The organism is Polynucleobacter sp. JS-Mosq-20-D10 (assembly GCF_018687755.1).
Taxonomy (GTDB): domain Bacteria; phylum Pseudomonadota; class Gammaproteobacteria; order Burkholderiales; family Burkholderiaceae; genus Polynucleobacter.
In genome coordinates, this window is the sequence record NZ_CP061305.1 from 1,933,657 (window position 1) to 1,955,985 (window position 22,329).

Annotated in this window: 25 protein-coding genes; 9 read left to right on the top strand and 16 right to left on the bottom strand. The window is 45.9% G+C overall.

Annotated elements, in window-relative coordinates; translation table 11 throughout:
* Window positions 1–15 precede the first annotated feature (15 nt).
* Genes FD967_RS09900 through FD967_RS09910 form a run of 3 tightly spaced genes read right to left on the bottom strand, consistent with a single transcriptional unit; the run spans window position 16 to window position 2,738 of the window.
* Window positions 16–1,479, bottom strand: coding sequence for an ammonium transporter (locus FD967_RS09900; protein ID WP_215325888.1), 1,464 nt, complete (start codon window positions 1,477–1,479; stop codon window positions 16–18).
* Window positions 1,480–1,492: 13 nt separating this feature from the next.
* Window positions 1,493–1,831 carry a P-II family nitrogen regulator gene (locus FD967_RS09905; RefSeq protein ID WP_011903792.1) on the bottom strand — a complete coding sequence of 113 codons (339 nt, stop codon included), beginning with the start codon at window positions 1,829–1,831 and terminating at the stop codon, window positions 1,493–1,495.
* A gap of 25 nt (window positions 1,832–1,856) precedes the next feature.
* Window positions 1,857–2,738, bottom strand: a complete 882-nt coding sequence (locus FD967_RS09910) for a TorF family putative porin (protein ID WP_215325889.1) — start codon at window positions 2,736–2,738, stop codon at window positions 1,857–1,859.
* A gap of 259 nt (window positions 2,739–2,997) precedes the next feature.
* On the opposite strand from FD967_RS09910, the gene FD967_RS09915 reads away from it, so the two are divergent.
* Complete coding sequence (locus FD967_RS09915) at window positions 2,998–3,252, top strand: accessory factor UbiK family protein (RefSeq protein WP_215325890.1); 255 nt, start codon at window positions 2,998–3,000, stop codon at window positions 3,250–3,252.
* Between the two features lie 25 nt (window positions 3,253–3,277).
* Here FD967_RS09915 and FD967_RS09920 read toward each other — a convergent pair whose 3' ends face one another.
* Genes FD967_RS09920 through FD967_RS09950 form a run of 7 tightly spaced genes read right to left on the bottom strand, consistent with a single transcriptional unit; the run spans window position 3,278 to window position 7,981 of the window.
* Window positions 3,278–3,853, bottom strand: a complete 576-nt coding sequence (locus FD967_RS09920; protein WP_215325891.1) for a hypothetical protein — start codon at window positions 3,851–3,853, stop codon at window positions 3,278–3,280.
* A 4-nt stretch (window positions 3,854–3,857) separates the two neighbouring features.
* Window positions 3,858–4,874: a lipoyl synthase gene (lipA, locus tag FD967_RS09925; protein ID WP_251369035.1), complete on the bottom strand. Its 1,017-nt coding sequence runs from the start codon at window positions 4,872–4,874 to the stop codon at window positions 3,858–3,860.
* Window positions 4,871–5,515: a lipoyl(octanoyl) transferase LipB gene (lipB, locus tag FD967_RS09930; RefSeq protein ID WP_215325893.1), complete on the bottom strand. Its 645-nt coding sequence runs from the start codon at window positions 5,513–5,515 to the stop codon at window positions 4,871–4,873. The genes lipA and lipB overlap by 4 nt, the downstream gene beginning before the upstream one ends.
* A gap of 9 nt (window positions 5,516–5,524) precedes the next feature.
* Window positions 5,525–5,794, bottom strand: a complete 270-nt coding sequence (locus tag FD967_RS09935) for a YbeD family protein (RefSeq protein WP_215305480.1) — start codon at window positions 5,792–5,794, stop codon at window positions 5,525–5,527.
* A 35-nt stretch (window positions 5,795–5,829) separates the two neighbouring features.
* Complete coding sequence (locus FD967_RS09940; RefSeq protein ID WP_215325895.1) at window positions 5,830–6,543, bottom strand: alpha/beta hydrolase; 714 nt, start codon at window positions 6,541–6,543, stop codon at window positions 5,830–5,832.
* Window positions 6,544–6,565: 22 nt separating this feature from the next.
* Window positions 6,566–6,874, bottom strand: a complete 309-nt coding sequence (locus FD967_RS09945; protein ID WP_215325896.1) for a ferredoxin — start codon at window positions 6,872–6,874, stop codon at window positions 6,566–6,568.
* A gap of 12 nt (window positions 6,875–6,886) precedes the next feature.
* Window positions 6,887–7,981 (bottom strand): VanZ family protein, encoded by a 1,095-nt coding sequence (locus tag FD967_RS09950; RefSeq protein ID WP_215325897.1) that lies wholly within the window; start codon window positions 7,979–7,981, stop codon window positions 6,887–6,889.
* Window positions 7,982–8,027: 46 nt separating this feature from the next.
* On the opposite strand from FD967_RS09950, the gene FD967_RS09955 reads away from it, so the two are divergent.
* Together FD967_RS09955 and FD967_RS09960 are read left to right on the top strand one after the other, a co-directional pair.
* Window positions 8,028–8,828: a biotin--[acetyl-CoA-carboxylase] ligase gene (locus tag FD967_RS09955; RefSeq protein ID WP_215325898.1), complete on the top strand. Its 801-nt coding sequence runs from the start codon at window positions 8,028–8,030 to the stop codon at window positions 8,826–8,828.
* Entirely contained in the window at window positions 8,825–9,658 is an 834-nt protein-coding gene (locus FD967_RS09960) for a type III pantothenate kinase (protein WP_215325899.1), read from the top strand. The genes FD967_RS09955 and FD967_RS09960 overlap by 4 nt, the downstream gene beginning before the upstream one ends.
* Window position 9,659: 1 nt before the next feature.
* Here FD967_RS09960 and rfaE2 read toward each other — a convergent pair whose 3' ends face one another.
* The gene (gene rfaE2 / locus FD967_RS09965) at window positions 9,660–10,151 is read right to left on the bottom strand and encodes a D-glycero-beta-D-manno-heptose 1-phosphate adenylyltransferase (RefSeq protein WP_215325900.1); all 492 of its coding nucleotides are present in this window, start codon (window positions 10,149–10,151) and stop codon (window positions 9,660–9,662) included.
* A 144-nt stretch (window positions 10,152–10,295) separates the two neighbouring features.
* Between rfaE2 and FD967_RS09970 the strand changes: the two genes are divergently transcribed.
* From FD967_RS09970 to FD967_RS09990, 5 genes are read left to right on the top strand one after another with little or no spacing between them, the layout of a single operon-like run.
* Entirely contained in the window at window positions 10,296–10,814 is a 519-nt protein-coding gene (locus tag FD967_RS09970; RefSeq protein WP_251369036.1) for a glutathione peroxidase, read from the top strand.
* On the top strand, window positions 10,814–12,202 hold the full coding sequence (locus FD967_RS09975; RefSeq protein ID WP_215325902.1) for an NAD(P)/FAD-dependent oxidoreductase: 1,389 nt from the start codon (window positions 10,814–10,816) through the stop codon (window positions 12,200–12,202). Before FD967_RS09970 ends, FD967_RS09975 begins: the two co-directional genes overlap by 1 nt.
* On the top strand, window positions 12,203–12,988 hold the full coding sequence (locus tag FD967_RS09980) for a DUF1365 domain-containing protein (RefSeq protein ID WP_215325904.1): 786 nt from the start codon (window positions 12,203–12,205) through the stop codon (window positions 12,986–12,988). It abuts the gene before it with no gap.
* Complete coding sequence (locus FD967_RS09985) at window positions 12,985–14,280, top strand: cyclopropane-fatty-acyl-phospholipid synthase family protein (protein WP_215325905.1); 1,296 nt, start codon at window positions 12,985–12,987, stop codon at window positions 14,278–14,280. Before FD967_RS09980 ends, FD967_RS09985 begins: the two co-directional genes overlap by 4 nt.
* Entirely contained in the window at window positions 14,277–15,053 is a 777-nt protein-coding gene (locus FD967_RS09990) for an SDR family oxidoreductase (protein WP_215325906.1), read from the top strand. The genes FD967_RS09985 and FD967_RS09990 overlap by 4 nt, the downstream gene beginning before the upstream one ends.
* A 9-nt stretch (window positions 15,054–15,062) precedes the next feature.
* On the opposite strand, the gene FD967_RS09995 is transcribed toward FD967_RS09990, so the two are convergent.
* The 3 genes from FD967_RS09995 to argS are packed head-to-tail and all read right to left on the bottom strand — an operon-like array spanning window position 15,063 to window position 18,115.
* Window positions 15,063–15,725, bottom strand: coding sequence for a thiol:disulfide interchange protein DsbA/DsbL (locus FD967_RS09995; RefSeq protein ID WP_215325907.1), 663 nt, complete (start codon window positions 15,723–15,725; stop codon window positions 15,063–15,065).
* Window positions 15,722–16,336 (bottom strand): SPOR domain-containing protein, encoded by a 615-nt coding sequence (locus FD967_RS10000; RefSeq protein ID WP_215325908.1) that lies wholly within the window; start codon window positions 16,334–16,336, stop codon window positions 15,722–15,724. The genes FD967_RS09995 and FD967_RS10000 overlap by 4 nt, the downstream gene beginning before the upstream one ends.
* A gap of 51 nt (window positions 16,337–16,387) precedes the next feature.
* Window positions 16,388–18,115, bottom strand: a complete 1,728-nt coding sequence (argS, locus tag FD967_RS10005) for an arginine--tRNA ligase (protein ID WP_215325909.1) — start codon at window positions 18,113–18,115, stop codon at window positions 16,388–16,390.
* Window positions 18,116–18,150: 35 nt separating this feature from the next.
* On the opposite strand from argS, the gene FD967_RS10010 reads away from it, so the two are divergent.
* On the top strand, window positions 18,151–18,468 hold the full coding sequence (locus FD967_RS10010) for a DUF1840 domain-containing protein (RefSeq protein ID WP_215325910.1): 318 nt from the start codon (window positions 18,151–18,153) through the stop codon (window positions 18,466–18,468).
* Window positions 18,469–18,499: 31 nt separating this feature from the next.
* On the opposite strand, the gene metH is transcribed toward FD967_RS10010, so the two are convergent.
* Together metH and FD967_RS10020 are read right to left on the bottom strand one after the other, a co-directional pair.
* On the bottom strand, window positions 18,500–21,247 hold the full coding sequence (metH, locus tag FD967_RS10015; RefSeq protein ID WP_215325911.1) for a methionine synthase: 2,748 nt from the start codon (window positions 21,245–21,247) through the stop codon (window positions 18,500–18,502).
* The gene (locus tag FD967_RS10020; RefSeq protein ID WP_215325913.1) at window positions 21,244–22,308 is read right to left on the bottom strand and encodes a homocysteine S-methyltransferase family protein; all 1,065 of its coding nucleotides are present in this window, start codon (window positions 22,306–22,308) and stop codon (window positions 21,244–21,246) included. Before FD967_RS10020 ends, metH begins: the two co-directional genes overlap by 4 nt.
* Window positions 22,309–22,329: the final 21 nt, after the last annotated feature.

Here is a 22,329-nt window from a genome sequence, read left to right on the forward strand (position 1 = left end):
GGGTAAAACAGCTGATTAAGACTCGTAAGCGGACTCACCGTGGGAGCTAATATCCAAACCTTCGCGCTCTTCATCTTCCTTAACGCGCAGGCCAACCACCATATCAACCAATTTGAAGGCGATATAAGAAACCACGCCAGACCAAATTAGAGTAACGATGACACCTTGGCTCTGAATCCACAACTGGCTAGCGATAGAGTAATCAGGGGCTGCAGCATTCGCTACATAATCCCAAATACCTGTTCCGCCTAATGCTGGATCTGCAAACACACCAGTTAACAAAGCGCCCAAAATACCACCAACGCCGTGCACACCAAATACGTCTAGGCTGTCATCTGAACCCAAAAGCTTCTTGAGACCAGAAACACCCCACAAGCAGATAACGCCAGCAGCTGCACCGATAACTAAGGCACCCATTGGGCCAACGAAACCAGCAGCAGGAGTAATCGCAACTAAACCTGCTACGCAACCAGATGCACCACCCAACATGGAAGGTTTACCTTTAAGGGCCCACTCAGCAACTGACCAGCTCAAGACTGCTGCAGCGGTTGCCAATAATGTGTTTACGAATGCCAAGGCTGCACTGCCGTTTGCTTCGAGAGCAGAACCAGCATTGAAGCCAAACCAACCGAACCACAAGAGTGAAGCACCAATCATCACGAATACTAAGTTGTGCGGCTTCATTGCTTCTTTGCCGTAACCCAAACGTTTACCGATTACGAATGAACCCATCAAACCTGCGATCGCAGCATTGATGTGAACAACGGTACCACCAGCAAAGTCGAGAACACCCTTCTGCCACAACCAACCAGCACGAGCTGTGATTGCCTCAAGTGATGCAGCATCTTTGATGTCATCAGGACCAGGCCAGAACCAAACCATGTGAGCGATTGGTAAGTAACTGAAAGTGAACCAAAGAACCATAAACAACACGATTGCAGAAAACTTAGCACGCTCAGCAAATGAACCAACGATCAAGCAGCAAGTAATGGTTGCAAATGCAGCTTGGAAGGCCATAAATACATACTCAGGGATCACAATGCCTTTACTAAATGTTGCGGCAACTGAGTCTGGAGTAATACCAGCTAAGAACAAGCGATCGAATCCACCAATGAATGCACCACCCTCGGTAAATGCAAAGCTGTATCCATAGAGGGACCACAACACTGTGATCAACGCAAAAACAAACATGCACTGTACAAGTACAGAAAGAATATTTTTGCTACGTGTTAAACCACCGTAAAACAAAGCCAAACCAGGCAATGTCATCAAGATTACTAATGCTGTACACACTAGTATCCAAGCTGTATCACCTTTATTTGGGACCAATGCAGGAGCAGCAGCAACTGCAGCTGCAGCCGCAGCAGCAACTGGCTTAGCCTCATCAGCAAAAGCCGGTGAAGCTACCATCACACTAGTCGCGCCAATAGCCAAGGCCATTGCGCTTCCAGCTAGGAGTCGTTTCATCCAAGTTAACATTTTGAACCTCTCTTTAAAGTGCTGACGCGCCGGTTTCACCGGTACGAATGCGAATGACGTGTTCAACTGGGGAGACAAAAATCTTACCGTCACCAATTTTTCCAGTACGAGCAGATTTTTCAATTGCTTCAATCGCTCGCTCCAAGATGCCATCTTCAACAGCAGCTTCAATTTTTACTTTAGGTAAAAAGTCGACTACATACTCAGCACCGCGATACAACTCAGTGTGACCCTTTTGACGACCAAAGCCTTTAACTTCAGTGACGGTAATGCCCGAAACTCCCACTTCCGAGAGAGCTTCGCGCACTTCGTCAAGCTTGAAGGGCTTGATGATTGCGGTAATTAATTTCATATGTTTCTCCGTTCAGAGGAAAGAATTAGAAAGTTTTAGTGAGAGAAACTAGGTACTGTGTAGCACCTTGATTTTTTGATTGGGGAGTAGCATAAATATAAGAGCCGCCAACGGTTGCCGCAGTTGTTGCAACATAGGCAAGGGCACCAGATAAGCCGCCGCCGAAGTCCTTAGTAACTCCCAACTTCCAGTCCATATAAGAGAAGTCCATCGATTTACCAGCAGCATTTTTGTAGCTATTCGGAATTGCTTGATAGCCCAAATGTGCATTAGCTGTGATGCCATAGAAACCGGTATCGTAGTTTGCTGTCAAATCTGGGTAATAAGAGCCAACGCTGTTATAGATGCCAAACAATGGTGTAACAGCATATGAAACTTTCACAAAGCCAGTTAAAGGACCAAATGTGAAATTTTGTGCTGCGTACAACTCTGTCGTATTGGGACTAACACCAAGTGCCTGGCGGCCAGAAGCAATCAGCGTATTCTTGGCGGCGGCTGAGCCACCAATTGTCATTGAAGGGAGGCCTTGAGCAGGGTAATAGTATTGCAAAACACCTATGTCACTTGCAAATCCTTCAGCAATTAACTCCTTCTTAAATCCTGCGTAAAAATCCATTTCAACTGGGGCAGAAACCTTAGATGTTGCATAGCCATCTGCCAGCCAACTAATGGATGAGTTCCAGTTACCAACATAGAAACCGCTTTCATGAGCGTAGTCAAAACCACCTTGAATTGCAGGCTTAAAATTTGATTGCGTCAATCCACGATAAACATAGTTATTAACTACTGTTACGTTTGCAGTAACTGGGCTCACCTCTGGAGCTGCAGGTGCTGCCTGGGCGAATGCTCCAGCAGAAAACAAGCTGGACACTGCGAGTGTTACTGCTGTCTTTTGAATCGTCTTCATTTAAAACTCCTTAGTGATCATGAAAAAAGGGAAAGATGCTTTATTGCATGGGGAGATCATGAATGTTGGGAAACCCACAGACTTGTCACAATTCCCCTAAATAAGGCAAATTCCCATTTTTAGTGCCTATCTATGCACCATTTAGGGGTATTTTGGTGCATTTTCGGGTTTTAAAGCCTTTTTACCTGTTTTTGGCATCACAACTTAAAATATCTTCTGTATCTTTTAAGCAACTTTCAACAGAACGATGGGCAGCAATATGCAAAAACCAGGCGAAATCCTAGAACAAATCCAGCGTATTGCTAGCGATATGCAAAACAAGGTTGGGGATGCTATTCGTAATTCACCAGCGCAAGAGATTGAAAAGAATGTGCGTGCCATGATGAATCAAGGTTTTCAGAAAATGGACTTGGTGACTCGCGAAGAGTTTGAGTTGCAATCTAAAGTATTGGCCAAGACTAGAGAAAAGTTAGAGGCTCTCGAAGCTAAAGTGGCTGCCCTAGAAAAGTCTTAATCAGAATTTTTGTTTCATCTGGAAACTATTCCGGATGAAACTCATCAAAGAAATTTGAGTACGCCTCTTCAGAGAAAAACATTTTGGCATCCACTCGTGCTGGTGCAGTATGCAAAACCGAAACCTGATAAATCCAAGCTCCGTTATCTGGTGTCATTCTGGTAATCCAACGAACGCGCATTGACTGCTCTACCCTGCCAGAAGATTTAAATTCTAAAAAATAATCTTTAGTAGCTGCGCGCTGTTTATTTGCAGTCCGATAAAGAGCATCAACACTGATAGCACTTTCTTGGTTGACATTTGCGCGGCTAAATAAGTTACCTTGCACCTGCTCTAATAAATTAGGCGCTAGGCTAGCTTGCTCTTGACTCAAACGAATCGCACTCACCGAATAAATATCATCCTCAATTTTCACTGCTTCCAAGGTTTGTGGAATCTCTTGATTTTGATATGGAAGGCGTCGCTCAATCTTTTCAGGCTTACCAGGAAAGAGCGCGCTGTAACCCTCTTGAGGAGACTGCACAGTCCGCCAATCTAATTTAGGACTACAAGCAGAAAGTAGAAATACAAGTGCTAGAACTACGCCAAACTTTTGAAGCATAGGTTTAGATAACACCTGCACTGTGTGCTTGCTCGTCAGCATGGTAGCTGGAGCGCACCATCGCACCCACGGCAGCGTGGGAGAAGCCCATCGCATAAGCCTCTTCCTCAAATTGCTTAAATACATCTGGATGGACATAGCGTTGCACTGGGAGGTGGTGACCTGAAGGCGCTAGGTACTGACCAATTGTCAGCATGTCGATATTGTGCTCACGCATATCACGCATCACCGCCAAGATCTCTTCATCCGTCTCGCCCAATCCCACCATCAAACCACTTTTAGTTGGAATATGTGGGAAGCGCTCTTTAAAATCTTTAAGCAATTTCAAGGAGTGTGCATAGTCTGCGCCAGGACGCGCCTGCTTATACAAACGCGGCACGGTTTCTAAATTGTGATTCATGACATCAGGCAAGCCTTGTGGCGCATGCTCAGAAAAAATATCTAAAGCCTTATCTAAGCGGCCACGAAAATCTGGTACCAAAACTTCAATACGTGTATTCGGGGAGAGATCGCGTGACTGAGAAATACAATCCACATAATGCATCGCGCCACCGTCACGTAAATCATCGCGATCTACGCTAGTAATCACCACATAATTTAATTTCAGGGCAGCAATCGTGCGCGCTAAATTACCTGGCTCTTTTGTATCCAAGGGATCTGGCCTGCCATGGCCCACATCACAAAATGGGCAACGACGCGTACATTTATCGCCCATGATCATGAAGGTAGCCGTACCTTTACCAAAGCACTCACCAATATTAGGGCAACTCGCCTCCTCGCAAACTGTGACCAACTCATTTTCACGAAGAATCTTTTTAATCTCAGAAAAGCGTGAATTTCCAGAGGCGGCTTTTACTCGAATCCAATCGGGCTTTTTGAGCACCTGATCCAAGGGAATGATCTTGATCGGAATACGTGCAGTTTTTTCACTCGACTTCTGCTTACGTGAAGCATCGTAATGAATGTCTTGGCGACTATTACTAGTAGCGGCGGTATCGAGATCCGGCTTATTGGTGGTCATGATGAAATCAGTTGCTTTTGCAAATGCCCTAAAAGGGTTTGGCTAATAATGTCTATATTGTCCTTGATCCCAAGAGTTTGCATATCCACTGTCCTTAAGCCCTCATACCCACATGGGTGAATACGGGCAAAAGCGGTTAAATCGGTAGATACATTTAGGGCAAGTCCATGATAGGAGCATCCCTTGGAGACCTTGAGACCCAGGGCGGCAATCTTAGCACCTCGATACCCTGCCTCTATTAAACTCCCCTGCGCAATATAAATCCCAGGCGCACCAGGATGTCTTTCTGCCTGAATACCAAAATCTGCCAATGTATCAATCAAAGCCTGCTCGATTCGGGAGACCAGCTCTTTTACAAAAATACCCAAACGCCTCAAATCGAGCAATAAATACACCACGATTTGTCCAGGTCCGTGATACGTGATCTCACCACCACGATCAACCTGCACCAATGGAATTTGATTGCTAGGAGAATGTAAGTTACTCGCATCTCCCGCTAAGCCCAAAGTAAAGACTGGGGGATGCTCAAGAATCCAGATTTCATCCAGGGTGTCACTATCTCGTTGCTGCGTAAAATCCCGCATCGCTTGATAGGTTGAATCGTAATCAGCTATCCCTAAATTTTTTACTAAAAAACGCATGCAGATAATTTAGAGAACAACGCTAACTAAGGGATGAGTAGATAAAGTGCGATATAGCTCATCTAACTGCTCTCGACTAGTGGCCGTGATTGGTAATGTAATGCCTAAATAATTTCCATCTTTAGAAGGTCGTTGCTCGACCTTGCTCTCATCGAACGTAGGATCAAATTGACGGGCAATGTGCAAGATTGCAGGCAGGTATTCTGGATTAGCCTTACCCATTACTTTAATTGGAAACTCTGATGGATATTCAATCAGAGATTTTTTATCTTCAGTCATATACTTTTATCTTTCTAACTTTTCTGTTTACTTTATTAATTGCGGTGATCGGGCATACCCAACCAAGCACCTGTAATGATGTTGCGTATGCAATGTAAACGTCGATGGAAAAAGTGATCGGCACCTGGCACCACTTGTACCGTTAACTCTTGGGGTCGCGCCCAATCTAAGACATCGATCAAGGGAATAGTTTCATCCACCTCACCATGAATCAAAATTGTATCGGCAGGTACAGGTGCTAAGACCCATTTACCAGCTGCACTACCCACCATGACGAGTCGTTCAGCTGGGCGCCCTAGCTCAGCTAAGCGCTGTACCAAATGGGTACCAACAAAACTGCCAAATGAAAATCCAGAAACTACTAAGGGCAAAGTATTGACAGTCTTTATCCATACCTGTTGTGCAGTCGCCTCAAATTGATTCCAACTAGAAGGGGTGCGCATCCAATCAGTGACGTGAAGCAAGTCTTCCATCTCACCAACGCCATCATCATGTACGCCAGCTGTAGCACCCACTCCGCGAAAATTAGGGCGCACACTAACGTAACCCAATTGATTAAAAGCGCGTGCTATAGTTTGTGCCACTTTATTATCCATCGTTCCACCCATCAGTGGGTGTGGATGCGCAACTAAAGCTAAACCTCTCACCAAAAAATCAGGATTATTTTTTAATTCATCTGGTAGATCAATCGACATTTCGATTTGACCTACAACACCATCAATATGAATTACTTTTGTACGGCTATTCATGAGAAAACTTTCTGAAATCTTTTCAAGCTAACTGCAGACGCTCTACTGGGCGTCCTTGTATTAAGTGTGACTGGATGATTTCTTCAACATCTTCAGCGTCAATAAATGTGTACCAAATACCCTCTGGATAAATCACCGCCACCGGGCCATCAGCACAACGATCTAAACACCCCGCTTTGTTAATACGGATTTTTCCCGGACCAGATAAGCCTAACTCTTTGACACGCTTTTTTGCGTAATCAAAAAGAGCAAAGGCGTTATGACGATCGCAACAATCTTCGCCGTTACTGCGCTGGTTTAGGCAGAAAAAAACATGGTGTTTAAAACTCATATGTCATCTCAATCAAGGTTTTAAATTAAAGGTGGCTCTATTTCGAAGCACCCAAAATAATGCTAGTGGCAACCATACTACTGAAACCCATTGCATTAATTCATTAAAGTGTAATAGCCGACCTTGATACCAATGTCGTAATGTCAGAATGAAATACGGGTTGTCCGGCAGGAGATTAATTACCAAGGTGGCAGTAACTAAACAGGTAATTGCAAGCCAAGCTTTGCTGACCAAGGAAAACTGGAGGGTCCATCTGAGCAATAGACTGCCCAGCACCATACCCCAAATAGCCCCCGCTGTGAGCCACAACAAACCAAATTCCATCCCAAACTGCAATGCAGTAAAGGCAATCTTCACTAAAACAGTGAAGCAAAGCAGACTATTTAAGATTTTCCACTGGGGCGCTTTTGAGCGCATTCCTAAGGATAGTAAGAGTCCGGTACCGAGCCAACAGACCGCTGTAATGATAGATTCTTGAATGACATGATTGACCACCATGGTGCCCCAGTCAACGGAGGAAAAAATGGTATGTCCCCACACCCCCGTACCCAACCAAGAGCTTTGGGGATAGATCTGAGCCCAAGGGAAAAGTAAAAATAAAGCGCAAGCAGCCCAGTTCAAGCCAAACCATTGATCAAAGCGACGACGTATTGCACTCCCCGATAGCCACTGAGGACCCAAGGGGATAGCCAATAAACCGCCCATCAAACCTCCCAACACATTGGCCCACCAATCCATTTGGCTCGGAATGCGGGTGGGTAACCAAGTTTGTAGCGACTCAATATTGAAAGCCAATGCCGCACTAAAGCTCAAGGCGATGCCTAAGGCAACAAAATTACGCCAACGTGGGTAGCAGGCAAAAACGAGCAGAAACCCTAAAGGAATATAGGCCAAGACATTGACTGACACATCAAAGAGCGTAATAAAGCGGGGTAAAGGGGCATCTAACCATGCCCATGGGGCGATCCCATTATCAAAACTGAAATCAAAGGGGTTCAGGCTGACATAAATGATTAAAAGCGCATAGCTCAAGCTAATGGCTCGAGCCAAAGGCATTGCCTGGAGAGGCCAAACAAACTTGCGAGGACGCTGATCTTCGTGTTGCATTCCCTTATTCTAGGTCAGCGAGCCTAGATCTTTCTACAATAGAAAAATGAGCCCGAATTGCATTCTCGAACGCGTTGCCACTACTAAATCAACTAATGATGATTTATTAGCCCGTTGGCGTGCCGGTGAATTAATTGATCCCGTAGCTCGTATTGCTCACGATCAGACCGCCGGCAAGGGCAGAGCTGGAAGAGTTTGGCTTTCCAGTCCTGGAGATACGCTGTGCTTCTCCTTAGCCTACCCATTCGATAAACGCCCCCATGAACTGAGCGGACTTAGTCTAGTCATTGGACTAGCGGTCATTGCAGGCATTGCTGGAGCTTTAGGTATCAATGAAACCACCCTTCATCAACAAGGTCTTAGGCTGAAGTGGCCCAACGATTTACTTCTGAACAATGCCAAACTTGGCGGTATCCTGATCGAAGGTGGCCAAAGTAGTCCAAGTTCACCTACTTGGATGGTGATCGGCCTGGGCCTGAACTTACGTAATGCAGAATTGATTACACAGAGCTCAGAAAATCAAACTGCTTTAGGTGCTGCCGCTTTGGATCAACTCATACCTCATCACGCGCCGATTCCCGATACTGAGTTCCTTTGGCTAAAGCTGATTGAGTCATTCGAAAAGCATTTAACCCAATTTGAACAGCATGGGTTTAGCTATTTTATAAATTCTTGGTTGAACTGGGATGCCTTTAACGGTCAGTCTGTTTACATATCTGGCGCGGGCAAAGAACCTATCATTGGAGTCTCTTCCGGAGTGGATCACTCTGGCGCCCTTATTCTTCATCAGCATGACAAATCCATTGTCATTCATGCAGGCGATGTTTCTTTGCGAGTGCAATCATGAGTCTGTATTTAGTATTTGATCTTGGCAACACTCGGCTCAAGTGGGCCGCAGTTGAATCTACACAAAACATTGCCGATCGCAATAAAAAACTGTGGGCATACTCCGGGTCGATCGGCACCAAATCCTTCCAGTCAGCCGAACTACGAGCTGAGCTGTCTGACTATATTTCTAAAACCTTACCTAAACCAGATGCTATTGGCTTTTGCTGCGTAGCAGGCGACGCTGCTATTGAAAATCTACGCAGCCTCTTTCCACAATGGCAAGATCTTGAGTGGAAACAAATCACAGGCAGCAGTCCTTATCAAGGCTTACGAACACTCTATCAAGATCCCAGCAAATTGGGTGCAGATCGATGGGCTGCACTGATTGGCGCAAGAGCCCTTTCCAGCACCAACACGCTGGTGATCAACGCTGGGACGGCCACTACTATTGACTTACTAGGTGGCAATGGCGTCCATTACGGTGGCTGGATCTTGCCAGGCTTGAGCCTAATGCAAGAAAGCCTGCAACAAAATACAGCCCAACTACCATCTGTGGTTCGCGCCAACAAGCCTGAAGCTCAAGCGAGCTTTGGCAGCACTACAGATGAGGCGATTACGGGTGGTTGTGATGCTGCACAAATGGGGGCAATCCTGCGCGCAGCCTACTTAGCTAAAGCTATGAATCATCCAGTTGAGCGAATTTGGCTTGATGGGGGCAATGCCAAAATTTTGGCAAATGCAATTAAACAGTTTCCAGAGCTCGCAGTACTGCCAGTAGAGCCTATTGAGGGTTTAGTACTACGCGGACTTTGGGCGTGGTTACTACAAAACCTGCAGGCCGCCAAATAAGTCAACTTGTCCGGATCTTGCCCAATAGGGTTGTTGTGGAGCGCTCGTATAAAAATGGGATAGCAACTGCTACACCACCCCAAGTTTTCACGAGACGGGTCTCCTCTAGGGAATCGATTTCATAATCTCCGCCCTTAACGTAAATATCGGGATGAATCCTGGCAATCAGATTCACCGGGGTCTGCTCCGTAAATAACACCGCCAAGTCGACACTCTCAAGCGCTGCTAATAAAGCCTGGCGATCTGCCTCGGTATTAATAGGCCTGTCATCACCCTTACCCAGCATCTTGACTGAGGCATCTGAATTCACCCCCACTACAAGGCTAGCGCCCATCGCCCTGGCTTGGGCTAGGTAGCTGGCATGCCCTCGATGCAGGATATCGAAGACGCCATTTGTAAATACCAAGGGTCTCGGGAGCGCCGCAATACGAGCCTCCAGCTCCATCGGAACGCAGACTTTAGACTCGAAAGAAGGTGGGGATAGGAGGCTCATAACGCCATATTAATGGCATTAGGCTACATTCAACGATATTTGCCAGAATGTCTTAGACTTGGGCATTCCCGTCCCACCCAAAGGCTCAAAATGATTCGCTGTATGCCGCGGTACTTACTGGCACTAATTTGCTTGCTGACAGCAATGCCGTTCGCAAAGGCAGCTCCCGCCTCCAGCTGTAGCCCCCTTTTATCCCATACTTTTCCAAGATTGCAGGATGAGGCACCTCAAAGCCTCTGTCAATATCAGGGCAAAGTCATTCTCGTTGTTAATACAGCGAGTTTTTGTGGCTTCACAAGCCAATACGAGGGTCTGGAGAAGTTGTATGCCAAATACAAAGACCGTGGCTTGGTTGTATTAGGATTTCCATCAAACGATTTTGGCCAACAAGAGCCGGGTAGCAATAAAGATATCGCTGACTTCTGTAAAAATACCTATGACGTGAAATTCCCTATGTTCGCCAAGAGCTCAGTTAGTGGAAGCAATCCAAACCCACTATTTAAAATGCTCATTGCTAAAACTGGGACAACACCGAAATGGAATTTTTATAAGTACCTGATTGATCGGAACGGTAATGTAGTCGATTCGTTTGGCAGCATGACAAAGCCGGCAAGTAGCAGTATTACTGGTGAAATTGAGAAACTTCTTGGAGAAAAAATTTAGTGGGTAAGAAAAAAGTTGCCGTCATTGGCGCCGGTATATCTGGCTTAGGATGTGCATACACATTAAGGCAGCACCCAGATTTAGAGATCACCATATTCGAAGGTGGCAACCATATTGGCGGCCATAGTAATACTGTTGATCTCACACTAGAGACTCCTCACGGTCAAGTGACCCATGGGGTTGATACTGGATTTTTAGTATTTAATCGCAAAACCTATCCTCGCTTAGTTCGTCTATTTGAAGAAATTCAGGTTCCGATTGCGCCATCAGAAATGTCCTTTTCAGTATCTATTGATGCGGGAGGAAAAACAGGGCGCAATAAAAAAATTGAATGGGCTGGTAACGATCTCAATTCCTTTTTTGGTCAAAGGTCTAATCTGTTCTCGTTGTCATTCTGGAGAATGGCTTACGACATCTTGCGCTTCAATCGTCTCGCTACTCGACTGGCAGAAGAACAGATCACTACCAAACTTGAATACTCAGAGCCAGATGAACGTATTAAAGATTTTTTAGATCGCAATCGTTTTAGCGCCAGCTTTAGAGAAAATTATTTCTTGCCAATGATTGGCGCTATTTGGTCATGCTCTGTTGATCAGATGCTAGAGTTTCCGATTCAGACCATGGTCCGCTTCTGTCATAACCATGGTCTCTTGCAAATCCAAAATCGCCCGCAATGGCTTACTGTTAAAGGCGGCTCCCGAGAATACGTAAAACTTTTAATAGCGGCCTTGGAGAAACATCAAGTCCAATTCGTACGTGAATCCGTTTCTCGAGTCAATGCGAGCAAATCGGATGACTCTCCAGTTGAGGTGATTACACCCTCTGGGCTACACCAGTTTGATGAAGTGGTAATGGCATGCCATAGTGATCAAGCCTTAGAGTTGGTCCATGGTATTGGGCAAGATGCGCGCAATATTTTGGCCTCGGTGCCTTACCAAAAAAATCGTGCAATATTGCATACAGATGTCAATTTCTTGCCAACTACTGAACGCTGCTGGGCAGCTTGGAACTACACCGCAAAATCTGGCGCAACACCGACTGCACAACAACACGTGAGTGTGAACTATTTAATCAACCGCCTACAACCCCTACCCAAAGCATTCGAGAACACGCAAATTATTGTGAGTCTGAATCCACTGACAGTTCCCAATCCAAAATTGGTGCACGAAGAAATTCATTACTCGCATCCTGTCTTTGATATGCGGGCCGTGCAGGCACAAAAGGAGCTACCCTTAATTCAGGGTAATTCTTCAATCTGGTATTGCGGAGCATGGACTGGGTTTGGTTTTCATGAAGATGGTTTGCGCTCAGGCGAATTGGTAGCAATGGATCTTATGGAGAGTATTTCTCATCGTGTTAAATCAAGCTCCATTAAAGATTCTCAGTAAATGAATTTGCCAACGATTAATTTTGGAGCGGTAAAGCATCGACGCTTTCGTCCCGCTATCAATGCGTTTGGCTACGGTGTATTTACTTTATCTATTCCGATGCGTGCGCGCAGGAATGATCCAAAATTACTCAGTCGGCATGGTCTGAAAGATAAACAATTCGGACTTTTTTCCTTTTTTGACCAAGACCATGGATTAGGTGGTGAGAACAGCCTGTCCTGGATCGAATCGATCCTCAAAGAAAACCACGTTCATCATGATGATGGTGAGATTTGGCTGCACACTTTTCCGCGAGTTCTCGGCTATGTCTTTAATCCGGTCAGCTTTTGGATCTGCACCCAAACCAATGGTCAAGTTCAAGCGGTACTAGCTGAGGTAAATAACACCTTTGGAGAACGACACTGCTATCTACTACATCATGACTCCGGTAAAGCCTTGCAATCCGGAGAGACGCTTATTAGCAATAAGGTATTCCATGTCTCGCCCTTTTGTGACGTGCGAGGGGAGTACCACTTCCGCTTCTTATTTCCCCAAGATAGCAATTCAAAGCGGAATATTGTTTGTCGGATTGAGCTGCACGAGGACGGCGCTCCATTAATCAATACTAGTATCAGCGGTCTAGCTCAACCATTAACTAAAAGTGCTCTCCATCTTGCCTTTCTGCGCTACCCCCTCATGAGTCTGGGTGTTATTGGTCGAATTCACTGGCAGGCATTGAAATTATGGCTAAAAGGTGTACCCTTTCACTCAAAACCTAAACCACCAGAACTTGAAGTTACTCGATGAATCGCCCCGGTCAAACTCTGCTATCACGCCTCACCTTTTCTCGCCCTGAAAGGCGTAAATCTAAACTGCAGCAAGGTAATGCAAGCACAGTGGCTCTATTAGGTCTTTTGGCTAAATTGCGCAGCGGGCACCTAGTTCTCACTCTTCCTAATAATGAAGTAAGGGAGTTTGGCAACAGCTCAGACCAACTACATGCAGAAATTCAAGTTTTAGATTGGTCTGTATTTAAACAAGTTTTATCTCATGGTGATATCGGCTTTGCCGAAAGCTATATCCGAGGTGAATGGAATACACCTGATCTCAAAGCGGTTCTAGAGCTAGCCATTCGGAATCGCACTATCCTAGAGAAAGCAATTTATGGCAGCTGGCTTGGATCCATAGCCTATCGCCTGAGACATTGGTTTAGAGACAACTCTAAATCTGGAAGTCGTAAAAATATTCATGCGCACTATGACTTAGGTAATGCCTTTTATACGCTTTGGCTTGACCCCACGATGAGTTACTCGAGCGCATGGTTCTCTGAGGGCAACAAGCAATCACTCATGGATGCTCAGCGTGCAAAAATCAAACGTATCTTAGACTCCATCCACGCTAAGGAGGGAGATCAACTTTTAGAGATAGGTTGTGGTTGGGGCGGCTTTATGGAAGAAGCCTTACGCAATGGCAATCAAGTCACTGGCCTGACATTGTCGACTGAACAAAAAGTGTTTGCAGACTCTAGACTTCAAAAAATCTCTTCAGAAACCTCTAATGCAAAGCAATTTGAGGTGCGACTGCAAGACTATCGGGACTGTAAAGAGCAATTTGATGGCATCGCCTCTATTGAAATGTTTGAAGCAGTTGGCGAGAACCATTGGACAGAATATTTCCAAACAGTTGCAAAACGACTCAAAGCGGGTGGACGGGCTTGTATCCAAACCATCGTGATCGCAGATGATTTATTTGATCGCTACCGCCAGAGTACCGACTTTATTCAGCAGTATGTTTTTCCAGGAGGCATGCTCCCCTCTCCAGCTAAATTTAAGGCTGCTGCAGCTAGTGCTGGTTTAGAGCTTGAGGAAGAATTTGCCTTTGGTGCTGACTATGCCAAAACCTTATGCCTATGGCGCGATAGCTTTAATCAGAAGATTGAAGAAATTTATCACCTTGGTTTCGACGAGGCATTTATTCGGCTCTGGAATTTTTATCTCATGTATTGCGCCGCCGGATTCTCCGAAAAGAATATTGATGTAGTGCAGTACACCCTAAAACATCAAGATGTCATTCACTCAAGTGATGTACTACGCCCATGAAACAAAAAGGAATCGATTCTTTTATAAATCAACGGATTTGGGTCATTGGGGCTTCCAGCGGTATTGGCGAGGCCTGCACTAAAACTTTTATCAAGGCGGGAGCAAAAGTCGCACTCTCTAGCCGTCGTACCGAGCGGCTAGATACTCTCGCACAATCTGCGAAGCCAGGACAGACCTTAGTGCTCCCTTCAGATGTCACCAGTCAAGACCAACTCGACTCCGCATACCAGAACATCCTAGAAGCGTGGGGCGGATTAGATTTACTACTATTTGTTTCGGGCGTGTATACCCCCTTACGCGCTGATAATTTCGAATTTGATATTGCGCAGAAAACAATTGATGCCAATCTGCTTGGTCCCATGCGGGCCGTCAGCATTGTGATGCCTGATATGCTCAAAGCGCATGCTGGTCATATTGCCATCGTTGGTAGCGTGGCGGGATATAGCGGATTACCTAAAGCTTTAGCGTATGGTCCTAGTAAAGCAGGGATTATTAATTTCTGTGAAACCCTGTATTACGACTTACTGCCGCAGGGGGTGAGCGTGCATATGATCTCACCGGGATTTGTTGCAACAGAGGCTACCGCACAGAATGATTTTGAAATGCCAGCGCTCATCACTGCCGATGAGGCCGCACAAGAAATCCTCGCCGGACTTCAGGCTGGAGAATTTGATATTCACTTCCCTAAGCGGTTTTCAGGATTCTTAAAGTTCCTCAGAATCCTGCCTTACCCGCTTTACTTTTGGATTATCCGACGCTTCGTCAAAATATAAGATCCTGAATTACTTGTACTTATCCTTGCGGATTTTTTGCTCTAAGTGATCCATTACAGCAATTGCTTTTGCCTTGGTTCCAGCAATGGATGGAGATGTGACGTAGCGACCCTGCATCACAATCGTTGGCACACCATCAATGCGATAAGCATCAGCCATCTGTCTTGCAGCACGAGCTTTTGATACAACAGCAAATGAGCGATAGGTAGCTAAGAAAGTATTGCGATCGATACCTTGTGAGGCTACCCAATCGGCGATCTCATTTTCTGTCATGAGGCGCTTGTTTTCTTTGTGCATGGCATACATGACTTTGTCATTCATCGCCTCGCCCTTACCCATGGACTCTAAGGCATAGAACAGCTGGCTATGCGGCATGAAATCATCTCGGAAAGCAACGGGTACTTTACGGAATGTCACATCCTTTGCTTGGCGCTTAAGCCATGCATTGAGTTCTGGCTCAAAGTCATAACAATGCGGGCAACCATACCAAAAGAACTCGATAACCTCGACCTTGCCTTTGGCCTCAACTGGCTGAGGGGTAGGCAGAATACGATAATCAAACCCCTCCTCAATCTTAGGGCTTTGCGCAGTAGCAAGGCCTGAAAAAGAAAATGCTAAGCCAAGAATAGTGGCAGATAAAAAGGCTCTTTTAGATTTAGATAATGTAATCATGATTTGCTAGATTTAATGACACTCGGTTTAATACCCATGCCATTAAGCTTATCACGCACGGGATTGCTTTCTTCAACACTGTTGTATGGGCCAACACGCACACGCCAAAGCGTATTGCCCTCACTATTAATCTCACTTAATTGAGATTGAATACCTTGAATCGCTAAACTTGCTTTTTGAGCATCTGCATCAGCACGCTTATTAAAGGCACCTACTTGTAAGAAATAAATTGCATCCGATTTTGCTGTAGGTGTTGGGGCTAGCTCTACCGGCTTTTTACCATTAGCTACATCAGCAATTAGATCTGGCGTACTCGCTGCGGGTGCGGCTGACTTGCCTTGGAGTGGCTTATTCAAATCTAGAGCCTCTGCTGGGGCAGTCACTTCGCCCTCCGCCGGCGCTGCTCCCGGCATAATTGTTAAAGGAAGATTGGGAGCCCTGACTCCAGGGCGCTCCTGTGGTGTGTTTTTAGAAAGGTAAAAGGCAATCACAAAAGCAACACCGAGGCCAACACCAAGTCCTAAGATGAAGCCAAGAATAGTACCGCCATACTCCGAGCTCGAAGACTGGGTCCTTGGCGTAAAGCTGGTCTGTTGATTATTTTTTTTCATCGTATCCCCATCCTTCTTTTTTACCTCTTAAGCGCTAGCAAGCACTACAGCTTACATCTTAGCTGGTGCTGATACACCTAATACTTTTAATCCATTTTCAAGCACTTGGCGCGTCGCTAGGAGTAATGCAAGTCGTGCCAATTTCAATGCGGGATCATCCACTAAAACGCGATCCGCATTATAGAAGGCATGGAAGTCTCCCGCTAAATCACGTAAATAAAAAGCTAAGGCATGTGGCGCCAAGTCTGCAGCCGCATCAGTAAGCATTTCTGGATATTCAGCCAAGCGACGCAATAAATGATCCGAAGCTTTGCTTTGTAGTAAGGAGAGGTCAGCACCTTTTAGTTCGGATACTTTTCCACCCCATTGGGTCAGAATTGAACAAATACGTGCATGGGCATATTGCACATAAAACACGGGATTCTCATCATTCTGCTGTAATGCCAAATCAATATCAAACACAAATTCAGTATCAGCCTTACGAGAGATAAGGAAGAAACGCACAGCATCTCTTCCACGCTGTAGTGCCAGCTCACGCTCATCAGCAGCCATCTCTGGTGTAACACCGCCGGACCACTCAACTAAGTCGCGCACAGTCACATAGGAGCCAGCGCGTTTAGAAATTTTGACTTCTTCACCATGGCGCATCACCGTCACCATCTTGTGCAATACATAGTCAGGGTAGGTTTTCGGAATATCCCAACCACGCTTCTGTGCCACACCCTGCAAGCCCGAGCGAACACGGGCGATGGTACCGTGGTGATCGCTCCCTTGGACGTTAATTACTTTTTCAAAGCCACGATTCCATTTGCTGGTGTGATAGGCGACATCAGGCACAAAGTAGGTAAAGCTACCATCAGACTTACGCATGACGCGATCTTTATCATCGCCATCATCTGTTGTCTTGAGCCAAAGTGCGCCCTCAGACTCATAGGTCTTACCAATACTTTGCAGCTCCTCAACAATTTTTGCAACACTGCCATCGGTATACAAGGAAGACTCTAAGTAATAGCAATCAAACTTCACGCCAAATGTTTTTAAGTCAATATCTTGTTCATTGCGTAAATACGCGACGGCAAATTGACGAATCGCTTCCAGATCATCTTTATATTCAGATGAATCCTTAAAAGCAGTCGCAATCTCCGCAATGTATTCACCGTTATAGGCGCTCTCTGGCCAAGCAGCATCACCCGGTTTAAGTCCATTCAATCGAGCTTGCACCGAGAGCGCCAAGTTCGCGATCTGGACTCCAGCATCGTTATAGTAAAACTCACGATGTACCTTGATGCCCTGCGTTGCTAATAAGTTTGCTAAGGCGTCGCCTAGTGCAGCTTGTCGACCATGACCTACGTGCAGCGGGCCAGTAGGATTGGCGGATACAAACTCAATCATGGCACTAGCAACTGGGGATGCCTCTGGCGCTAGCTGACCAAACTGAGATCCTGCCGTGAGGACTTCTTGCACCACAGCAGTTTTAGCTAGATTGCTAAGACGAAAATTAATAAAGCCAGGCCCTGCAATTTCGCAGGAGGCAATGAGGTCGCTATAGCCAGACTGCTGCTCTAAGCGCTCAACCAGCGCTTGCGCTAATTCTCGAGGGTTCAGTTTCCAAGCCTTAGAAAGCTGAAGCGCAATATTACAAGCGACATCCCCATGATCTACCGCCTTAGGGCGCTCTAGGCGCGGAGCAGGGGCATCACCCAAACCACGCTCCTGGGCAAGACCCTGAAGAGCTGCGCTCAGCATTTCAATTAAACGATTTTTATTAGTTAACAACATAGATAAGTGAGTTTATCAGGTGGTAAGCTATTGAAATGATCTATCAATTTCGCTCCAAAGCGGGTCCTGACGTCATCATGCTGGCTGACCTCTCCCAGAGAATCTTTGAAATTTTGGGCCGTCCATTAGAGCCTAGAGGAATTTTGACGGTGGAGCAACTACCAAGCCTCATCATCGACCTAGAGACTGCCATTCTGAAAGATTTGGAAGAGCGGGCTAAAAGTAATGTAGCGGATCAAGAAAATACTGAAAAACGGAAACTTACCGATAGGCTAGGGCAGCGTGCCTACCCTTTCCTAGAGCTGATGAAACAAGCTAAAGCCAAAGATGAACCGGTGATGTGGGGCGTTTAAATACTGCCTCCCACTCCACCCAAAATCAAATTTATTCTATCGAGCTTGCCAACTGGCGACGAATGTCTTCAATGGACTCATTACGGCGCTTCGCAAGATCTTCAATCTGGTCTGCTGACAACTTACCCACATTGAAATAACGTGCGTCTGGATGTGCCAGATAAAAACCGCTGACACTAGAAGCTGGGTTCATGGCCATCGATTCGGTCAAGGTCATACCAATATCTTCCGAACCAATAACGCGTAATAAATCTTTTTTCACCTCATGCGCAGGGCAAGCTGGATATCCTGGCGCTGGACGAATACCGCGATACTCTTCATTAATCATTTGATCATTCGTCAAAATCTCATCAGTCGCATAAGCCCAAAGATCGGTACGAACACGATGATGCATCAACTCTGCAAATGCTTCTGCCAAACGATCAGCTAAAGATTGCAACATGATCGCACTGTAGTCATCATGCTTCGCATGGAACTCAGCCACTTTTTTCTCAACCCCATGGCCAGTTGTCACAGCAAAGCAGCCAAGATAATCGGCCACATGTGAATCTTTCGGTGCCACATAATCTGCTAAGCAGCGATTTGGCCGACGGACCCCATCGACAACTGGACGCTCGGCCTGCTGACGCAAGTTATGCCAAACAAATAATGGATGCTCGCGAGATTCATCGCTGTACAAAACAATATCATCACCTATCGTATTTGCTGGGTAGAAGGCTACTACAGCATCGGCTTGCAACCACTGACCCTTAATCAACTTATCCAATAGCGCCCGGCCATCTTCAAATACTTTACGTGCCTCTACACCAACAACTTCATCATCCAAGATTGCTGGAAACTTACCAGCCAAATCCCAAGTCTGAAAAAATGGTGTCCAGTCAATGTATTTAGCGATGTCACTTAAAGCGAAATTCTTGAAAACACGACGTCCAATAAACTTAGGCTTCTCAGGCACGTAGTGAGCCCAATCAATCAGCTCACGATTCTTACGCGCGGCTTCTAATGAGATAGTTGGGGACGCCTTCTTATTGGCATGCTGCTCACGAATACGAACGTAGTCATCGCGCAGATCCTGAATAAATTTCTTGGCGCTTTCATCTGATAGAAGGCTTGATGCTACTGACACAGAGCGGGATGCATCGGGCACGTAAACTACTGGGCCATCGTAATGTGGTGCAATCTTGACTGCGGTATGTACACGAGAAGTTGTGGCACCACCAATCATGAGTGGAATTTGACGCTCACGGAAATAATCATCTCGCTGCATCTCTTGCGCAACGTAGGTCATCTCCTCTAAAGATGGTGTGATCAAACCAGACAAACCAACAATATCTGCTTTTTCTTCTTTGGCACGCTTCAGAATTTCTGAGCAAGGCACCATCACACCCATATTGGCAACTTCAAAGTTATTACATTGCAGCACCACCGTCACAATGTTTTTACCAATATCGTGCACGTCACCTTTTACAGTCGCCATCACAATCTTGCCTTTGGCTTTTGCTTCGCCACCAGAGGCAATGTGCAAGCGCTTCTCTTCCTCAATATAAGGAATCAAAATGGCTACTGCTTGCTTCATCACGCGTGCGCTCTTGACTACTTGAGGCAGAAACATCTTACCGGCACCAAATAAGTCACCAACGACATTCATACCATCCATCAGAGGACCTTCAATAACCTCAATCGGACGACCACCCGCACCCATAATTTGAGCGCGCAGCTCTTCAGTGTCACCTTCAATAAAGGTAGTGATTCCATGTACTAAAGCATGGGTTAAACGCTCACGCACTGGGGCTTCACGCCACACCAAGTTTTCTACTTGCTTTGCGCCACCACCTTTAAATTGATCGGCAATATCCAGTAAGCGCTCAGTTGGAGTCTTACCTTCTTTTTCTTTAAAGCGGTTGAGGACCACATCCTCAACACGCTCACGTAATTCAGGATCTAGGTCTGCATAGACCCCGAGCTGCCCCGCATTAACAATACCCATATCCATACCAGCCTGAATGGCGTGATACAGGAACACCGTATGAATGGCTTCACGTACGCGATCGTTGCCGCGGAATGAAAAGCTGACATTGGATACGCCACCACTGACTTTTGCGCCCGGTAGATTTTCTTTAATCCAGCGAGTGGCATTAATAAAATCGACTGCATAGTTATCGTGCTCTTCAATGCCGGTAGCAATTGCAAAGATATTGGGATCAAAAATAATATCTTCTGCTGGAAAGTCAATCTCATTAACAAGAATTTGATAGCAGCGCTGGCAAATTTCTGTTTTGCGCTTAAAGGTATCGGCTTGACCTACTTCGTCAAATGCCATCACTACAGATGCTGCACCGTAACGACGAATCAAACGTGCTTGTTTTCTGAACGGCTCTTCACCCTCTTTGAGTGAAATCGAGTTCACAATCGGCTTACCCTGAATGCACTTGAGACCCGCCTCAATTACGCTCCATTTAGAGGAGTCAATCATGATCGGCACACGAGCAATATCGGGCTCTGAGGCAATCAAATTTAAGAAGCGCGTCATTGCCGCTTCAGAATCCAACATTGCCTCATCCATATTGATGTCAATCACTTGAGCACCATTTTCAACCTGTTGCCTTGCAACTACCAAAGCTTCATCAAATTGATTATTCAAAATCATGCGCGCAAAGGCTTTGGAGCCTGTTACGTTGGTACGCTCGCCAATGTTTACAAAGCGGATATCGGCTGTAACATTGAAAGGCTCTAAGCCTGAAAGCTTCATCGGTGGCGTTACTTTTACAGTCTTACTCATACTGACAGCTCCGCACTCTCACGATAGAAGGGTCGCGGCTTACGCTGCGCAACTGCATTAGCGATTGCACGAATATGATCTGGCGTAGTTCCACAGCAGCCACCCACTAGATTGACCAAACCATCTTTTGCAAAACCATCAACCAAACTAGAAGTAATATCCGGAGTCTCATCAAAGCCTGTGTCACTCATGGGATTGGGCAAACCGGCATTGGGATAACAAGATACTGCAACATCGCAGATGCGAGATAGCTCAGCAATATAAGGGCGCATTAGTGCTGCACCTAGGGCGCAGTTCAGGCCAAAGGTGAGTGGTTTAATGTGGCGCAGGCTATTCCAAAATGCTTCGACTGTTTGGCCAGATAGAATTCGACCAGAAGCATCCGTGACCGTACCTGAAATCATCACTGGCAAACGCTCACCAGTTTCTTCAAAGAACTCATCTAAAGCAAACAATGCAGCCTTGGCATTGAGTGTGTCGAAAATAGTTTCAACTAAAAATAAATCAACACCACCCTCAAAGAGACCATCAATCTGCTCCCGATAGGAGGCTCGCAGTACATCAAACGTCACATTACGCGCACCGGGATCATTTACATCCGGAGAAATACTTGCGGTCTTTGGTGTAGGCCCAATTGCACCTGCTGCAAAACGTGGCTTATCTGGCGTAGAGTATTTTTCACAGGCAGCGCGAGCCAATTGAGCGGAGATCACATTCATCTCACGAGCCAAATCAGCCATCTTGTAATCCTCTTGCGCAACTGAAGTAGCGCCAAAGGTATTGGTCTCAATAATGTCGGCACCCGCATCTAAATACTGCTCATGAATCTTGCTGATAATCTGGGGCTGGGTCAGTACCAAGAGTTCGTTATTACCCTTAATGTCGCCTGGATGACTCTCAAAGCGTTTACTAGCAGGTAATCCACGGTAATCCGCCTCACTCAGCCTGTATTGCTGAATCATGGTGCCCATGGCGCCATCCAAAATCAGAATGCGCTGCTTTAGTAGCTCGGGAAGTGCCTGACCGCGGGTGTAAGGCTGGGATAAACCATTAGATTGCATTGCGTAACCGGGATTAATCTC

Bases quoted from the DNA above. Each gene is read 5' to 3' on its own strand.
- FD967_RS09900 (WP_215325888.1), bottom strand. From the start codon at position 1,479: ATGTTAACTTGGATGAAACGACTCCTAGCTGGAAGCGCAATGGCCTTG.
- FD967_RS09905 (WP_011903792.1), bottom strand. From the start codon at position 1,831: ATGAAATTAATTACCGCAATCATCAAGCCCTTCAAGCTTGACGAAGTG.
- FD967_RS09955 (WP_215325898.1), top strand. From the start codon at position 8,028: ATGAGCCCGAATTGCATTCTCGAACGCGTTGCCACTACTAAATCAACT.
- FD967_RS09995 (WP_215325907.1), bottom strand. From the start codon at position 15,725: ATGATTACATTATCTAAATCTAAAAGAGCCTTTTTATCTGCCACTATT.
- FD967_RS09950 (WP_215325897.1), bottom strand. From the start codon at position 7,981: ATGCAACACGAAGATCAGCGTCCTCGCAAGTTTGTTTGGCCTCTCCAG.
- lipB (WP_215325893.1), bottom strand. From the start codon at position 5,515: ATGCGTTTTTTAGTAAAAAATTTAGGGATAGCTGATTACGATTCAACC.
- argS (WP_215325909.1), bottom strand. From the start codon at position 18,115: ATGTTGTTAACTAATAAAAATCGTTTAATTGAAATGCTGAGCGCAGCT.
- FD967_RS10010 (WP_215325910.1), top strand. From the start codon at position 18,151: ATGATCTATCAATTTCGCTCCAAAGCGGGTCCTGACGTCATCATGCTG.
- metH (WP_215325911.1), bottom strand. From the start codon at position 21,247: ATGAGTAAGACTGTAAAAGTAACGCCACCGATGAAGCTTTCAGGCTTA.
- FD967_RS09990 (WP_215325906.1), top strand. From the start codon at position 14,277: ATGAAACAAAAAGGAATCGATTCTTTTATAAATCAACGGATTTGGGTC.
- FD967_RS09940 (WP_215325895.1), bottom strand. From the start codon at position 6,543: ATGAATAGCCGTACAAAAGTAATTCATATTGATGGTGTTGTAGGTCAA.
- FD967_RS09980 (WP_215325904.1), top strand. From the start codon at position 12,203: ATGAATTTGCCAACGATTAATTTTGGAGCGGTAAAGCATCGACGCTTT.
- FD967_RS09935 (WP_215305480.1), bottom strand. From the start codon at position 5,794: ATGACTGAAGATAAAAAATCTCTGATTGAATATCCATCAGAGTTTCCA.
- FD967_RS09970 (WP_251369036.1), top strand. From the start codon at position 10,296: ATGCCGTTCGCAAAGGCAGCTCCCGCCTCCAGCTGTAGCCCCCTTTTA.
- FD967_RS09945 (WP_215325896.1), bottom strand. From the start codon at position 6,874: ATGAGTTTTAAACACCATGTTTTTTTCTGCCTAAACCAGCGCAGTAAC.
- FD967_RS10000 (WP_215325908.1), bottom strand. From the start codon at position 16,336: ATGAAAAAAAATAATCAACAGACCAGCTTTACGCCAAGGACCCAGTCT.
- FD967_RS09920 (WP_215325891.1), bottom strand. From the start codon at position 3,853: ATGCTTCAAAAGTTTGGCGTAGTTCTAGCACTTGTATTTCTACTTTCT.
- FD967_RS10020 (WP_215325913.1), bottom strand. From the start codon at position 22,308: ATGCAATCTAATGGTTTATCCCAGCCTTACACCCGCGGTCAGGCACTT.
- FD967_RS09915 (WP_215325890.1), top strand. From the start codon at position 2,998: ATGCAAAAACCAGGCGAAATCCTAGAACAAATCCAGCGTATTGCTAGC.
- lipA (WP_251369035.1), bottom strand. From the start codon at position 4,874: ATGACCACCAATAAGCCGGATCTCGATACCGCCGCTACTAGTAATAGT.
- FD967_RS09985 (WP_215325905.1), top strand. From the start codon at position 12,985: ATGAATCGCCCCGGTCAAACTCTGCTATCACGCCTCACCTTTTCTCGC.
- rfaE2 (WP_215325900.1), bottom strand. From the start codon at position 10,151: ATGAGCCTCCTATCCCCACCTTCTTTCGAGTCTAAAGTCTGCGTTCCG.
- FD967_RS09960 (WP_215325899.1), top strand. From the start codon at position 8,825: ATGAGTCTGTATTTAGTATTTGATCTTGGCAACACTCGGCTCAAGTGG.
- FD967_RS09910 (WP_215325889.1), bottom strand. From the start codon at position 2,738: ATGAAGACGATTCAAAAGACAGCAGTAACACTCGCAGTGTCCAGCTTG.